Origin of the sequence: Rhodococcus spongiicola (assembly GCF_004011835.1) — a bacterium.
Taxonomy (GTDB): domain Bacteria; phylum Actinomycetota; class Actinomycetes; order Mycobacteriales; family Mycobacteriaceae; genus Prescottella; species Prescottella spongiicola.
Map to the genome: position 1 here is coordinate 545759 of NZ_RKLN01000003.1, position 13425 is coordinate 559183.

A 13425-nucleotide genomic window follows, 5' to 3' on the forward strand; every position below is an offset into this window, starting at 1 on the left:
TCTCGGGTCAGTACAGCTAGCGAGCCCTGCTGCGTCCGCCCACACCGTCATGCCGGTCCGGGTTCGACACTGCAGCCGAGGTCCCCCAATTCTTCCTTCACCACCGCGAACGACATGGACGACGGATATCCCCGCCGCGCCAGCATGCCGACGAGACGGCGCATCAACCGTTCGAGCTCGTTGCGGTCGGCGAGGTCGTCAGAGGTGGTCCGGGCGAGCTTCTTGCGGACCAGTTCCGCTGCCCGCTCGCGCTCGTCGTCAGCACTGATGTGCGACAGCGCCTCGGCGGAGATCTGCTGGTCGATTCCCTTACGGCGCAGTTCCGTCGCCAACGCGCGACGACCGCGTCCTGAGTAGGTGTGCCGCGAGTGCACCCACTGCTCGGCGAACGCGGCGTCGTCGACGAGACCCGCCCCCGTGAGCCGGTCGAGGACCCGGCCGACGACCGCCTCGGGATAGCCCTTCCGCGCGAGCGCCTGTTCGAGTTCGGCACGGCTGCGAGCGCGATCGGTCAACAGCCGCAGGCACACATCCTTGGCCCGCGCTTCGAGGGTTTCGGGTGAGCCCTGCAGTTCGAACGACTCGCCGTTTGGTCCGACTCTCCGCCCGCGGCTCATGGGCTAGAACTCGACCGGTTCGACGGCCTCGTCGGTCAGTGCCGCACCGATACCGAGCTTCTCCTTGATCTTCTTCTCGATCTCGTCCCGGATGTCCGCGTTCTCGATCAGGAACTTGCGGGCGTTCTCCTTGCCCTGGCCGAGCTGATCGCCCTCGTAGGTGTACCAGGAACCGGACTTGCGGATGAACCCGTGCTCCACGCCCATGTCGATCAGCGAGCCTTCCTTGCTGATGCCCTGGCCGTAGAGGATGTCGAACTCGGCCTGCTTGAACGGCGGCGACACCTTGTTCTTCACGACCTTGACGCGGGTGCGGTTGCCGACCGCATCGGTACCGTCCTTGAGGGTCTCGATTCGGCGGACGTCGAGACGGACCGAGGAGTAGAACTTCAGCGCCTTGCCACCGGTCGTGGTCTCGGGTGAACCGAACATCACGCCGATCTTCTCGCGCAGCTGGTTGATGAAGATCGCGGTGGTGCCCGAGTTGTTGAGCGCACCCGTCATCTTGCGCAGCGCCTGACTCATCAGTCGTGCCTGCAGACCGACGTGGCTGTCGCCCATCTCGCCCTCGATCTCGGCGCGGGGCACGAGCGCGGCGACAGAGTCGACCACGATGACGTCGAGTGCGCCGGAGCGAATCAGCATGTCGGCGATCTCGAGGGCCTGCTCGCCGGTGTCTGGCTGTGCGACCAGCAGCGCGTCGGTGTCGACACCCAGCTTGCGCGCGTACTCCGGATCGAGCGCGTGCTCGGCGTCGATGAAGGCCGCGACACCGCCGGCAGCCTGAGCATTCGCGACCGCGTGGAGGGCGACCGTCGTCTTGCCCGAGGACTCCGGACCGTAGATCTCGACGATGCGCCCGCGCGGGAGACCACCAATGCCCAGCGCCACGTCCAGCGAGATGGATCCGGTGGGGATCACAGCAACGGGTTGACGAGCCTCCTCACCGAGCCGCATCACCGAGCCCTTGCCGAAGCTCTTGTCGATCTGGGCCAGGGCAAGTTCGAGCGCCTTATCACGGTCGTACGCCTGTGGTGCCATCGTGGTCCCCCTTTTGGAAGTCTCATCCAGCAATCTGAGGTTCAGGTTAGAGCCCGGCACCGACAACTTCGTCGACCCGAATGATCCAAACTTGTCTGATCCGAACTTGTCGTGCCCGCCCGGAACGCCGGTATGACAACGGGTAGACCCAGTATAGGCGAACACGTGTTCGAGTCAATTAGGTTCGCCGTGTCGGACCCAGCCGTGTCAGACCTGGTACCGGCGACGGGCCACGAGATGGACTTCGGGGAACCTGTGTTGGGCGTCGGGACGGCTGATCGTCCGCCACACTTCTTCGAAACCTGCCTCCGAGAGTGCCTCGGAGAGGCGGTCGGGGTGCCAGCGCCACGCCTGTGCAACAGCGTGATCGAATTCGGAAACCTCGCCCACGGTGTCGGTGGTCTGGCCGGCGACCGCTACGAGTGCGCCAGGGGCCATCCTGGCGGCCCAACCCGCCAGGACGTTCGGGACATCCGATGGCGGCAGGTGAATCAGGCTGAATCTCGCCACGACCGCCGCAACGCCTTGTCCGCCGAGATCGGTGGACTCGAGCTGGGCATCGTCGTGGACAAACCGCAGCTCGGGGTAGTTGCGCCGGGCGATCCCTAGCATCTCTCGACTGGGATCGATGCCGACGACGTCCAGTCCCCTCCCTGCGAGGTCCGCGGTGACGTGTCCGAGCCCGCACCCGACATCCAGCACGATGCCCTCGAGCGGGCGTTCCAGTACAAGGTCTGCGAAGGCACCGACGACGTGACGCTCGAGCGGGGTTTGGTATGGAGTCGGAAGCGCCTCCGAATAGAGATCTGCCACAGCGTCATACCCAGGTTGAGTCACCGTCGGATTATCCCTGCGAGCAGACCAGAACGAGCAGAAGACCCGGACGACTTCTTGACGCAGCACAGGGACACCGGGCGGGATGACGCCCAGCAATGACAACGCTCAGAACTGAGGATGCCACGCAGGTAGCTCTCGATGACCCCTCGACTGCCGCCGACTCCCCCACTGCCGCCGGCACCCGGCGCCAGGTCGAGAACAACCTGCTGGAAGACCATGGCGTCGGATTCATCAACTCGATTCCACGTGCTCAGCTGATCGCACAGCGCTCCCGAACGATGGGACAGCTCTCCCAGGTTCGCGGCCGTACCACCCGCAAGCTCAGGAACCTCCTACTACGTTCGACGCCTCAACGCACGTTGCGCCGACAACTGGCTCAGATCCAAACCTGGGAACCGCCGAAGACTCCGGCGATCGGCACCGGACAAGAGGGTTAGAGGTTCCTACGAGAACGCACCGAGCCCCGCTAGCGCCGCTGCGGCGGCACGTCGTACTCGTCGCACAGAGCGCGCCAGACGATGCGCGGGTCGATGCCGTCCTCGATCGCGTCCGCTGCGGTCTTGCCGCCCAATGCGGGAATCACGTGGTCGACGAGGAGGGAGTCGCCGCGAACCTGCCCGAACTCTTCTCGGACGAGGTCATGGAACTGGGTCAGTCGCACACCCGTCACGTTAGCGGAACCGCGGGGCCGACCGCCCGCTGCGGCAACACTCAGGGCAACACTCAGGCGAGAACGGCGCGGCAGACCGCGACCGGGTCCTCGACGTCGGCGATCCCGGCCGCAGCATCCCGGGCTGCAGCACTGTGCGCCGGGTCATCGAGCACACGGCGCACGGCGTCCCGGAGACCGTCGACGCTCAGTGGCCGGATCAGGACGCCACTGCCCTGTCGGGCGATACGGTTGGCGACCTCCCACTGGTCCCCGCCGCCGGGCACCGTCACGAGGGGCACCCCGGCCAGGAGGGCCTTGGCGAGGACGCCGTGCCCGGCACCGCAGACCAGAGCGGACGCGTGACGCAGCATCTCGTCCTGGCGGCCGTAACCGGCGCGAACCCAGTCGGGCAGGTCGGTCTCAGGGGTCTCGAACAGTGTGACGAGCATCCGCACGCCGAGGCCGTCGAGCGCCTGGATCGCGGTGTCGAGCATGCCGCCGGCCCCCGTCGAAGCCGTCGACGGCGCGAGGACGACGAGAGGCCCGTCCCCGGGCGGGGGTTCGAGCACGTTCTCCGACGGCTCCCACACGAGCGGGCCGACGAGGTGGGCATTCGACGGCCAGTCCGGGCGCGGCACCTCGACCGCAGGCAGCGTCGCGATCATGCGGGCCGCCGGTCCCGGGTCCTTCGCGGGCAGACCGACGCTCAGACGTGCCTCGCTCCGCTGCGCGCGCCCCTTCCGGATATGCGGTGCGGTGGCGGCGCGCAGCATCGCGTCACGAATCCGTCCGCGTACCCCGGTACCCGCGGCAAGCCCGGACCCGATGGGCGGCAACCCCTTCGACGGCAAGTACAGCGGGTGCGGTGACAGTTCCACCCACGGAATGTCCAACCGCTCGGCCGCCATCCCGCCCCCGACGGTGATGACATCGGAGACCACCAGATCGGGAGCGACATCGCGCAGGTCGGGCAGCAGCGCCGTCGAGACATGCGCAGCCCGGCTGTGGAGCTTTGCTCCGGAATCGGAGTCGTCGTCGAAATCGCGGGGTGCGAGGCCACCGAGCTTACGTGCCTCGACCCCGATGTCGCGGGCGACGTCGAGCCACCGGCCATCGGAGACGAATACCGGATCATCGCCCGCAGCAACAAATTTCCGGCACAGCCCAAGGGCCGGCACGGCATGCCCGGCCTCGGGTCCGGCGACGACAGCTACGCGCATCCACTCAGCGTGCCATACCCCCGCGGCCCGTCAGTTCCGTGCCGTCGGGGCACCGAACGCTCACCCGTGCACAAGTGGTCCGAGAGTGTGTCCGGCGAGCTCGACGATTCCGGGCTGATGCCCGTTGGCGGCGAGATTGATGAAGAGCCCGTCGATTCCTGCGTCGAGCACTCGCGTCTTGACCTGATCGGCGACGTCGTCGGGGGTCCCGACGAAGTGCCGGTCGGTCGACAGGGTGCGTTCGGCCGCAGACAGCAACGACAGGTCGATACCGCGCGCCAGCAGGAACTCGTGGTGCATTTCACGGGCCTTGTCGCCGTCCTCGTCGATGAAGACGAACGCCAGGAAGCTCGTCTCGAGCGTGGAGCGGTCACGTCCGGCTTCCTCGCATCGCTGCGCCAGCGCCTCGAGCTTGCGCGGCAGTTCGGCCGCGTTCGAGACGACATTCATGTGGTCGGCATAGCGGGCCGCCAGCGCGAAGGTCTTCTTCTCGCCGCTACCACCGAGCAAGATCGGCAGGTCGTCGCGGATGCGCGGTTCGTTGATCACGTCCTCGACGTGGTACCACTTGCCGTCGAACGTGGGGCGCTCGCCGTGCAGCATCGGAGCGATGATCTGCAGCGCCTCGGCTAGCCGTGCGAACCGGTCGGTGAAGCTGCCGAACTCGAAACCCATCTGTTCATGCTCGAGCTCGAACCACCCGGCACCGATACCCAGAACGGCGCGGCCATCGCTGACGACGTCGAGCGTGGACACCGCCTTGGCGAGCAACGCCGGGTTCCGGTAGGTGTTGCCGGTGACGAGTGCGGACAACTGGATCGACTCGGTCGCCGTGGCGATTCCCGCGAGCGCGGTGTACGCCTCGAGCATCGGCTCGTCCGGCCTCCCGAGGCCCGGCAGTTGATAGAAGTGATCCATCACCGACACCGCGTCGAACCCGGCCGCTTCCGCCTCACGAGCTTGTGCGATGACGGTCGGAAAAAGGTCGCGTACGGGCGCCGAGTAGCTGAAGTTCGGAATCTGATACCCCAGTCGAATACTCACGTGAACCGACGCTACGCCCGCAGCTGGATTCCCACACGACGGAACTCGTCCCGTTTCCCATCGCGTTACCCGACGGTGGGCCAATCGTCATCGCCCACCGCCGGGATCGTCACGCACAGGTGATCGAGCTCATACTCCTTCGAACGCACGCTCAGCGGCCGGCAGCGCCTGCTCCCGGTCAGCGGGGACCAGTCCGATACGGGTGCGTCGGTCGAGAATGTCGTCGACGTCGATCGCACCCTCGTGGCTCACCGCGAACGCCAACTCGGCGTGGGTGACGTCGATACCGTCTGCGATCGGGGCCAGTTCGCCCGCGGCGGCGACGGCACCGGCCTCGGCGCCATACCGCGCGACCAGTGACGGCGGCAAGTCCTGCGACGGGGTCCGCGCTGCGCCGACCGCGGGCAGGTCGGTCGTCACGCACGAACGCGCGGTCAGTCCGCCCGCCTTGACGGCGGCGTCGACGGCGTCCTCCGCCATCTTGCGGTAGGTGGTGAGCTTGCCGCCGACGACGCTGATGACGCCATTCGACGAGCGCAGCACGGCATGGTTCCGGGACAGGTCGGCCGTCTTGCCGCCGCCGGTGTCGAGGAGCGGACGAAGGCCGGCGAACGTGCCGAGCACATCGGATCGCGTGACCGGGGTCGCGAGCGCGGTGTTGACGGTGTCGAGCAGGAAGTCGATCTCATCGTCCGACGCAACCGGTACATCCGGGATCGCGCCGTCGACGGCCTCGTCGGTCAGTCCCAGGTAGACCCGTCCGAGCTGGGACGGCAGCATGAACACGAATCGGTTCATCTCTCCCGGGATCGGAACCGTCAGCGCCGCAGTGGGATTGCCGAGCAACTCCGCCGGGAGCACCAGGTGGGTTCCGCGACTCGGCTTGAGGCGGATGTCGGGATCGACCTGCCCCGCCCATACGCCGCTCGCGTTCACCACCGAGCGGGCTCGGATCGTCATCTCCTCCCCGGTCAGTTCGTCGCGCAGCGTGGCCGAATCGCCGGTCACGTCGTACGCGCCGACGCGGGTCAGCACCGTCGCCCCGTGCGCCGCGGCAGTTCGGGCGAGGGTGACAACGAGCCGGGCATCGTCGATGAGCTGTCCGTCGTACGCGAGCAGGCCGCCGCGCAACCCCTCCCGTCGGACCGCGGGCGCGAGTTGTTCCGCTCTGGCGGCACCGACACGCCGCGACCGTGGCAGCACCGACGATGGGGTCCCGGCCGTGATCCGCAGTGCGTCACCGGCCAGGAATCCAACCCGGACCAGTGTTTTCTCGAAGAAGCCGACCGAGGGCAACAACGGCACCAACTGCGGCATGGCGCGCACGAGATGCGGGGCGGTGCGAGTCATGAGAATGCCACGTTCGACGGCGCTCTCCCTGGCGATCCCGACGTTGCCGGTCGCGAGGTAGCGCAGACCACCGTGGGCCAGCTTGGAACTCCAGCGACTGGTGCCGAACGCGAGGTCGTGCTTGTCGACCAGGACCGTGCGCAGCCCGCGTGACGCGGCGTCGAGCGCGGTCCCGACGCCGGTGATACCGCCACCAATCACGAGAACGTCTACGGAAGCGTGGTCGCCGAGTTCCGAAAGCTCCCGGCGGCGCCGGTCCGCGTTGAGCGCCGACTGCGAATTGTCGTGCACTGTTCCTCCTGAATGGGGTTGATCGTCAGTGGAATTGATCGTCAGCGGGTTGAATCGTCGGCGGGGTCGATTGTCACTGCGCCAGGCTCGGTGCGAGTTCGGGAGCGAGATACGAGTCGATGGCGATTTGCAGCTCGGCGCTGAGTTCGTCCGCCGGCAGCACTTCTGCCACCATCCCGGCTGATTGGACCGTGGACTGTGCGATCAGCAGGACCATCGCCGCGATGTGGGCGGGATCACCGACGCGGATCGAGCCATCGACCTGTCCCGCCGCTACCGCAAGTGACACCCGCTCGACGATCTCGCGCTGGCTCGTCCCGAGCCGCTCGATGACATAGGTCATTATCAGATCCGGATCCGATCGCAGAATCTTCATGTACAGCGGATGCTCCCGCATCCCGGTCGCGACCTCGACCACCGCCCGCACCAACTGGATGCGCGCAGGCTCATCACCGACAATGCCAGGGATCACGACGTGGATCTCCCGGGTCAACAGGTCGGCGACCACAGCGCGGGTGTCCGGCCAGCGACGGTAGACGGTTGGCCGGCTCACACCGGCGCGACGGGCAACCTCCGCGAGCGTCGTGCGACGGAGGCCGAAGTCCAGCACGCACGAGCGTGCCGCGTCGAGGATGAGGTCATCGACGGTAGACTGATCGGAACCCTCGTTACAACTAGACATCGTATGTAACACTGTAACGCATGTCCGAAGCATTCGTCCCTGAGTTCCCCGCCATCGAGGCGCCCACCATGGAGTGGGACGCCTGGGGCGTCGGCGAGTCCCGCCGTGAGCTGTCACCGCAAATCAAGTCGCTACTCCAACAAGCCCTGGGTGTGTCGGAAGAGCAGTCCGCGCCGCCCACCGAAGCCAACACGACCCTGCGTGAGAGCACGCTGGGCACCTCGCTCATCGGTTCGCTCGAGGACCTCCTCGGCGCCGACAATGTCCGCACCGACGCCGCGACGCGACTGCGTCACGCCGGCGGCAAGAGTACCCCGGACCTGCTGCGCCGCAGGTCGACCGGAGAGCAGGATGCACCCGATGCTGTGCTGCTGCCCGGCACGCATGACGAGGTGCAGGCACTGCTGCAATTGTGTGCGGCCGAAGGCATCGCCGTGGTGCCCTTCGGTGGCGGCACCAGCGTCGTCGGCGGCGTGGATCCGACGCGGGGCCGTTTCGGATCCGTCGTCGCAATCGACCTGCGCCGACTCAATGCCCTCGTCAGCCTCGACCCGGTGTCGGGTATCGCAACCCTTCAGGCGGGAGCAACAGGCCCGCAGGCCGAGCAACTACTGGGCGAGCACGGACTCTCCCTCGGACACTTCCCGCAGAGCTTCCAGTTCGCGACCATCGGAGGCTTCGCAGCCACCCGGTCGTCGGGACAGGCCTCGGCAGGCTACGGTCGCTTCGACGACATGGTCGAGTCCCTTCGAGTCGCGACACCTTCGGGCACAATCGATCTCGGTCGCGGTCCCGCGTCGGCAGCCGGACCGGATCTGCGTGAGCTGTTCGTCGGTTCCGAGGGCACACTCGGAATCATCACCGAGGTCGGTGTGCGGGTGCACCCGGTCCCGGAGCGCACTCTGTACCAGGCGTGGTCCTTCCCCGACTTCGAGACCGGCGCCGCGGCGCTGCGAGCGGCGGCACAGTCCGGTTCGGCGCCGACGGTGATGCGTCTGTCGGACGAGGCCGAGACCGGCCTCAACCTCGCCCTCGCCGGCAACATCGGCGGCGACAGCCCGGCGGCATCCGGATGCCTGGCGATCACGACGTTCGAAGGCACCGACGCGCACGCCCAGGCCCGCTACAACGAGGTAATCGCTCTGCTCGCCGCTGCCGGGGGTAGCGCTCTGGGTGAGGCACCTGCCGAGGCTTGGGAGCACGGCCGCTACGATGCTCCGTACCTTCGCGACGCCCTGCTGAACGCCGGTGCGATCGTCGAAACCCTCGAAACCGCGACGACCTGGTCGAATCTCGCGAACCTCAAGAGTTCCGTCACGACTGCGCTGACCGAATCGCTTACCGCCCAGGGCACTCCGGCGATCGTGATGTGCCACATCTCGCACACCTACCCGACGGGTGCCTCGCTGTACTTCACCGTTGCGTGCGCCCAGGCCGCCGACCCGCTGTCGCAGTGGATGGCTGCCAAGCGCGCCGCGGGAGATGCGATCGTCGCCGCGGGTGGCACTATCACCCATCACCACGCCGTCGGCCGCGACCACCGTCCATGGATGGAGAGCGAGGTGGGTGAACTCGGCGCACGGGTCCTGCGCGCAGTCAAGGACGCAATCGACCCCTCCGGAATCCTCAACCCTGGCAAGCTGATCCCATGACGAAGTCGGTTTCTGTCCTCACCAATCCCACCGCAGGCGGCGGGAGCGCGCCCGCCGCTGCTGCCGCCGCCATCGCTCGCCTGCGGGAGCGCGGCGTCACGGTCACCGAGATCGAGGGCCGCGACGCCGAGGAGGCCCTGGAGTTGGCCCGCAAGGCCGTCGCCGCCGGCACCGACGCGCTTGTCGTCGCCGGCGGCGACGGATTGGTCAGCATTGCGTGGCAGGCGCTGGCAGAGACCGGGACCCCGCTCGGCATCATTCCCGGCGGCACCGGCAATGACCACGCCCGGCTGTTCCACATCCCGGTGGGCGACCCGGTCGCGGCCGCCGACATCGTGGTCGACGGCCAGATCGCCACCATCGACCTGGCCCGAGCCGGAGAACGCTGGTTCGGCACCGTCTTGTCGAGCGGGTTCGACGCCCTGGCCACCGACCGAGCCAATCGGATGGGATGGCCGCAGGGGCCGCTGCGCTACTACATCGCGATGTTGGTCGAATTGGCTCAGCTGAAGCCGATCCCGTACCGGATCACCCTCGACGACCGCACGATCGAAGTCGACGCGACGATGGTGACGGTCGGCAACGGCACCTCGTACGGCGGAGGGATGCTCATCACCCCGAACGCCAAGCTCGACGACGGTCTGCTCGACATCACCGTCGTGGGATCGCACGGACGGTTCAAACTCGTGCGCCTGTTCCCCACGGTGTACAAGGGCACGCACGTCGAGCTCGATGAGGTGCAGACCTACCGCACCCGCAAACTCCGATTGGAAGCGTCAATTCCGGGTCGCTCCGTCCACTCCGTCCGCGACGCGCCCGTCACGTCATACGCCGACGGCGAGTTCGTGGGGCAACTTCCGATCGAAGTCGAGGCCGTGCCCGGGGCGGGACGGGTCATCGTCAGCGAACCGCTGCAATAGCGGTCAGCCGCCGAAGACGTACAACTCGAAGCCGACGGCTCGCTCAGCGTCGAACCCAGGCTTGGGCCCGGTGGACATCTCGATCTGCCGGGCCGCCTGGTCCAGGACGGGTTCGTCGCTGAGCGCCTCGAGATACGCACTGTGCTCACACAGGGACTCGACGGCCCGTTCGACCGTCGCAGTGACGTCGACGGCATGTGTGAGGCCCATCAGCACGTTGACCGCAACCCACCGCACACCCGTCCATGGCGGCTCCGTGAGTTCGGCGAAGATCCACTCGTTTGCAGCGTCGGCGACGGCGTCGAGCACTGCGAGCCCGACGGCCCGGTGATCGGCGCTGTTGAGGAAGCCCGGACCCCACGTCTCACGATGGTTCATCGTGACGATCATCTCCGGCCGGTGCAGCCGGATCACGCGCGCGAGATCCCGCCGCAGGTCGGGCCCGTGTTCGATTCGGCCATCGGGGTAGCCGAGAAACTCGACCTTCGACACCCCGACGGCGGCGGCGGAGCGACGCTCCTCGGTCTCGCGAAGCGGCCCGCAATGCCGGGGGTGTAGGCCCTCGATCCCTGCCTCGCCACTCGTGACCAGGACGTACCGAATGTCCTTGCCCTGACCGGTCCATCGGGCCACAGCGGCGGCGGAACCGTACTCGATGTCGTCGGGGTGGGCGGCGATCACCAGCCCTCGCTGCCAGTCCTCGGGGATCGACTCCATGACATCAGCATGCCCCTACGGACCGCCTTCTCGGGGGCCGACACTCGGACATCGATCCAGCAGGGCAGCGCCGCCAGGACGGGATCGAGCCGACCTCAGGACACTGAGGGTGATGGTCGAAGCCAAGTTGGCATTCGACCATCACCCTCGAGTTCCTGCTCCGACGAGCGTCAACCGACGCTCTGCAGCATCTGGCGCCCGGCATCTAACGACCCGGCATCTCCCGCTAGAACCTGGTCTTGTCCCTGCCGCGCGAGCTGTGCGAACTACCCGACTTGGCCTTGAACAGCATGTACAGGCCGAAGACGATCGCGCTCACCACGAGGATCCAGAACAACCCCTTCACCAGGATCCCGATCAGCCAGAGCGCGATCCAGACCAGCGCCACGATGCCGACAATCTTCCAGAACACGATGTCCTCCTGTTTGGGTGCTCACCGCCGATCCTACCGACCGCCGACACCTCGATCGTGGCATGCGACGGACAGCAAATCACCAGCTCACTGGCAAAATCAGGGAAAGATGGGGGTTCACCCTGAGCCTCTCACCGTGCCGCTGACCGCGATCGCGCAGCACCGCTACCGAATCTCAGCGGAATCGACGATCGATCTCGTTCACCTCGCCGAGCGCCTGGGCCCAGCCTAGGAGCCGGTCGGACGCCGACTGCAGGTCCTCCTGCTGCTGATCGGACAGCGCCTGCGACGACTGCGACGACTCCGTCATCCTCGCCGCTGCGGTGACGAGGCCCTCGTACTGGGCGACGCCGTCGCCGAGCTGGCCGATCGCAGCTTGAATCGATCGTTCGAGATGCGTCGCTGCGGCAGCCGTCCCACGGCCGGCGCTCTCCATCGCCACGACGTCGGCGGCAACCGCGCGCAGTGCGGTAGAAGCCGAACGCGCCGTCTCGGCCGTGCGATCAAGCTCCGCGGCGTCCACATTCGCCGACCGGCTGAGAACACCCAGCAGCTGGTGGAGACTGCTCTCGGAGTGCGCAAGCCGCTCCATCGGCCCGCGAGATGCCGAACCAACCGGCGGCAATGGCTGTCGAGACGGCGCCGCGGGCGGCAATGGGATCGCGGTGAGGCGACGGTAGGCCCCAACCGCTGCCACCGCCGGAATAGCGAACAGAGCCGCGGCGCCACCGGTCGCGACCATCGTCCAGTCGGGAGCTGACGCGGCCGCGAGTGACGCGGTTGCGACGGCGCTCGCCCCGGACGCGATTCCGAACCTGGCTGCGTGCTTGCGGGCGCGTCGGCGCTTGCGGAGCATGCGTTCGCGAGGGTCGGTCCAACGGCGCATCGTGTCGGCGACGGTACCGCCGACATCGCGAAAAACCGACTGCGCGGTATCCAGCGCCGACGCCGCACTCGCGGCGAACCCGGTCCCGTCCCCGAAGACGGAGCCGGTCGGCCGGGAATTCTTCCCGGGCCGACCGCCTCTCGTGCCACTCATCGAACCGTCTCCGTGTTCGCCGGACCTTGCCTACTGTGCGCCTTACCTACTGCGCGGATGTCTCGCCGTTGGACGACGTCGGCTGCTGTGGAGCTGCAGCAGGCTTGGCGGGGGCAGCCGCGCTGTCCCCGGACGGCAGGGCGTCGCCCTTCATCGAGGCGCGGATCTGTTCGAGGCGGCTGTGACCGGCCATCTGAACGCTCGCCTGCTGGACCTCCATCATGCGGCCCTGCACAGAGTTGCCCGCCAGCTCCGCAGCACCGAGTGCGGTGGCATAGCGCTGCTCGATCTTCTCTCGGACCGCGTCGAGGCTGGGTGTGTTGCCCGGCGCGGCAAGCGTTGTGTCCATCGAACGCAGCGAATCGGAGACACGCTCCTGCATCTTCGCCTGCTCGAGCTGGCTCAGCAGCTTCGTGCGCTCGGCAACCTTTGCCTGCAGCGTCATGGCGTTCTGCTCGACGGCCTTCTTGGCCTGCGCGGCAGCCTGCAGCGCCTGATCGTGCAGCACCTTCAGGTCCTCCACGGACTGCTCGGCCGTGACCAGCTGAGCCGCGAACGCCTCAGCAGCATTGGTGTACTGGGTCGCCTTCTCCGTGTCGCCGGCCGTAGCGGCCTGGTCTGCGAGCGTGACCGCCTGGCGGGCGTTGGCGTTGAGCTTCTCGACCTCGTCGAGCTGGCGACTCAGCTTCATCTCGAGCTGACGCTGGTTGCCAATGACCGACGCGGCCTGCTGGGACAGGGCCTGGTGCTGACGCTGGGCTTCCTCGATCGCCTGCTGAATCTGAACCTTGGGGTCGGCCTTCTCATCGATCTTGGAATTGAAGAGCGCCATCAGGTACTTCCATCCCTTGACGAAAGGATTAGCCATTGGGTGATCCTGCCTCCATCTGCTGAGCCGCGCGTCGCGCGACCAGATGCGCGACCGTCGCGCATCGAACTCGGTTCTGTCCC

Annotated in this window: 15 protein-coding genes; 3 read left to right on the forward strand and 12 right to left on the reverse strand. The window is 67.1% G+C overall.

Annotated features, from left to right (window positions below; translation table 11 throughout):
* Positions 1 to 47 precede the first annotated feature (47 nt).
* The 3 genes from recX to EF834_RS10590 all read right to left on the reverse strand — a co-directional run bounded on the left by recX (position 48) and on the right by EF834_RS10590 (position 2495).
* Entirely contained in the window at positions 48 to 617 is a 570-nt protein-coding gene (gene recX, locus EF834_RS10580; protein WP_127947144.1) for a recombination regulator RecX, read from the reverse strand.
* A 3-nt stretch (positions 618 to 620) separates the two neighbouring features.
* Positions 621 to 1658, reverse strand: coding sequence for a recombinase RecA (gene recA / locus EF834_RS10585; RefSeq protein WP_127947145.1), 1038 nt, complete (start codon positions 1656 to 1658; stop codon positions 621 to 623).
* 207 nt (positions 1659 to 1865) lie between these two features.
* Positions 1866 to 2495 (reverse strand): class I SAM-dependent methyltransferase, encoded by a 630-nt coding sequence (locus EF834_RS10590; RefSeq protein WP_127947146.1) that lies wholly within the window; start codon positions 2493 to 2495, stop codon positions 1866 to 1868.
* A 95-nt stretch (positions 2496 to 2590) separates the two neighbouring features.
* Here EF834_RS10590 and EF834_RS10595 point away from each other — a divergent pair, with 95 nt between their 5' ends.
* Positions 2591 to 2932, forward strand: coding sequence for a hypothetical protein (locus EF834_RS10595; RefSeq protein ID WP_127947147.1), 342 nt, complete (start codon positions 2591 to 2593; stop codon positions 2930 to 2932).
* Between the two features lie 29 nt (positions 2933 to 2961).
* On the opposite strand, the gene EF834_RS10600 is transcribed toward EF834_RS10595, so the two are convergent.
* The 5 genes from EF834_RS10600 to EF834_RS10620 form a co-directional block, all read right to left on the reverse strand.
* A complete protein-coding gene (locus EF834_RS10600; RefSeq protein WP_127947148.1) occupies positions 2962 to 3156 on the reverse strand; it encodes a DUF3046 domain-containing protein in 195 nt (64 codons plus the stop codon).
* Between the two features lie 62 nt (positions 3157 to 3218).
* The gene (locus EF834_RS10605) at positions 3219 to 4367 is read right to left on the reverse strand and encodes a glycosyltransferase (RefSeq protein ID WP_127947149.1); all 1149 of its coding nucleotides are present in this window, start codon (positions 4365 to 4367) and stop codon (positions 3219 to 3221) included.
* 60 nt (positions 4368 to 4427) lie between these two features.
* Positions 4428 to 5411, reverse strand: a complete 984-nt coding sequence (locus EF834_RS10610) for an LLM class F420-dependent oxidoreductase (RefSeq protein ID WP_127947150.1) — start codon at positions 5409 to 5411, stop codon at positions 4428 to 4430.
* A gap of 129 nt (positions 5412 to 5540) precedes the next feature.
* Positions 5541 to 7052: a glycerol-3-phosphate dehydrogenase/oxidase gene (locus tag EF834_RS10615; RefSeq protein ID WP_127947151.1), complete on the reverse strand. Its 1512-nt coding sequence runs from the start codon at positions 7050 to 7052 to the stop codon at positions 5541 to 5543.
* Positions 7053 to 7125: 73 nt separating this feature from the next.
* A complete protein-coding gene (locus EF834_RS10620) occupies positions 7126 to 7734 on the reverse strand; it encodes a TetR/AcrR family transcriptional regulator (protein WP_127947152.1) in 609 nt (202 codons plus the stop codon).
* Positions 7735 to 7754: 20 nt separating this feature from the next.
* Between EF834_RS10620 and EF834_RS10625 the strand changes: the two genes are divergently transcribed.
* Positions 7755 to 9386 carry an FAD-binding oxidoreductase gene (locus EF834_RS10625; RefSeq protein WP_127947153.1) on the forward strand — a complete coding sequence of 544 codons (1632 nt, stop codon included), beginning with the start codon at positions 7755 to 7757 and terminating at the stop codon, positions 9384 to 9386.
* A complete protein-coding gene (locus EF834_RS10630; RefSeq protein WP_127947154.1) occupies positions 9383 to 10306 on the forward strand; it encodes a diacylglycerol kinase in 924 nt (307 codons plus the stop codon). Before EF834_RS10625 ends, EF834_RS10630 begins: the two co-directional genes overlap by 4 nt.
* A 3-nt stretch (positions 10307 to 10309) precedes the next feature.
* Here the strand turns inward: EF834_RS10630 and EF834_RS10635 are convergent, their stop codons facing one another.
* The 4 genes from EF834_RS10635 to EF834_RS10650 form a co-directional block, all read right to left on the reverse strand.
* Positions 10310 to 11023, reverse strand: coding sequence for a PIG-L deacetylase family protein (locus EF834_RS10635; protein ID WP_127947155.1), 714 nt, complete (start codon positions 11021 to 11023; stop codon positions 10310 to 10312).
* A 226-nt stretch (positions 11024 to 11249) separates the two neighbouring features.
* Entirely contained in the window at positions 11250 to 11435 is a 186-nt protein-coding gene (locus EF834_RS10640; protein WP_127947156.1) for a hypothetical protein, read from the reverse strand.
* Between the two features lie 175 nt (positions 11436 to 11610).
* Positions 11611 to 12375 carry a phage shock envelope stress response protein PspM gene (gene pspM, locus EF834_RS10645; protein WP_127947352.1) on the reverse strand — a complete coding sequence of 255 codons (765 nt, stop codon included), beginning with the start codon at positions 12373 to 12375 and terminating at the stop codon, positions 11611 to 11613.
* Between the two features lie 145 nt (positions 12376 to 12520).
* A complete protein-coding gene (locus tag EF834_RS10650) occupies positions 12521 to 13342 on the reverse strand; it encodes a PspA/IM30 family protein (RefSeq protein WP_127947157.1) in 822 nt (273 codons plus the stop codon).
* Positions 13343 to 13425 lie beyond the last annotated feature (83 nt).

Excerpts from the sequence above, each read along its gene's own strand:
- recX (WP_127947144.1), bottom strand. The coding sequence starts at position 617 with ATGAGCCGCGGGCGGAGAGTCGGACCAAACGGCGAGTCGTTCGAACTG.
- EF834_RS10605 (WP_127947149.1), bottom strand. The coding sequence starts at position 4,367 with ATGCGCGTAGCTGTCGTCGCCGGACCCGAGGCCGGGCATGCCGTGCCG.
- EF834_RS10595 (WP_127947147.1), top strand. The coding sequence starts at position 2,591 with ATGACAACGCTCAGAACTGAGGATGCCACGCAGGTAGCTCTCGATGAC.
- EF834_RS10625 (WP_127947153.1), top strand. The coding sequence starts at position 7,755 with ATGTCCGAAGCATTCGTCCCTGAGTTCCCCGCCATCGAGGCGCCCACC.
- recA (WP_127947145.1), bottom strand. The coding sequence starts at position 1,658 with ATGGCACCACAGGCGTACGACCGTGATAAGGCGCTCGAACTTGCCCTG.
- EF834_RS10650 (WP_127947157.1), bottom strand. The coding sequence starts at position 13,342 with ATGGCTAATCCTTTCGTCAAGGGATGGAAGTACCTGATGGCGCTCTTC.
- EF834_RS10635 (WP_127947155.1), bottom strand. The coding sequence starts at position 11,023 with ATGGAGTCGATCCCCGAGGACTGGCAGCGAGGGCTGGTGATCGCCGCC.
- EF834_RS10620 (WP_127947152.1), bottom strand. The coding sequence starts at position 7,734 with ATGTCTAGTTGTAACGAGGGTTCCGATCAGTCTACCGTCGATGACCTC.
- EF834_RS10630 (WP_127947154.1), top strand. The coding sequence starts at position 9,383 with ATGACGAAGTCGGTTTCTGTCCTCACCAATCCCACCGCAGGCGGCGGG.